Origin of the sequence: Campylobacter concisus (genome assembly GCF_002092845.1) — a bacterium.
GTDB lineage: Bacteria > Campylobacterota > Campylobacteria > Campylobacterales > Campylobacteraceae > Campylobacter_A > Campylobacter_A concisus_AQ.
Genome location: NZ_LVXF01000037.1, coordinates 1 through 612, shown reverse-complemented (window position 1 = coordinate 612; position 612 = coordinate 1). Strand labels below are relative to the sequence as shown.

1 protein-coding gene is annotated in these 612 nt (G+C 37.4%); it reads right to left on the bottom strand.

All coding sequences use genetic code 11. The annotated features are described in order from the left end of the window. On the bottom strand, positions 1–548 hold a 548-nt coding region (locus A3854_RS06850), incomplete at its 3' end, for an ABC transporter permease (protein WP_084041851.1). Positions 549–612: the final 64 nt, after the last annotated feature.

The following is a 612-nucleotide window of genomic DNA, read 5'->3' as shown; positions in this document are numbered from 1 at the left end:
GCAAGCATTATAAGCCAAAGTAAAAACGCCACACCTTGGCCTGTCTCTTGATTTTTAATCACGCTTGAGATAAAAAATCCAAGCGATAAAAAAATGATGCTTAAGCTAAAAAGTAGCCCAAAATAAAGCACCAGCACGCCCCAAGGTATCGACACGTCCTTGATAAAGCCAACCACCACGCAAAGCAAAAGAGCAAACAAAAGTGGAACAAAAACAACAAATGTACGGCCCAGTGCCTTGCCAAAGTAATATTCTCTAAGGCTTAGTGGGAAGCTAAGGATGTATTCAAGCAAATTTGTATCTCTATCTTGATTTATACTTCTTACAGTTGAAATGAGAATAAAAATAGGCACAATGATGACACAAATTTGAATAAACAAAAGCAGTGCTCTAGTAAGCCCAGAAAAGCCGAGCACACGTGAGTCAGTCACGCCACTAAATAAAAATCCTATCATCAAAGCAGAAAAAAGCGCAGCATATATCACAAACCATCTTGAGCGAAAAGACTCTTTTACATCAAGCTTTGCTATTAAAAAAAGATTATTCACTCTTGCTCCTTAAATTTTCTTCTTTGATGATCTTGCCAAGATCCATATAGACGCATCTATCTAA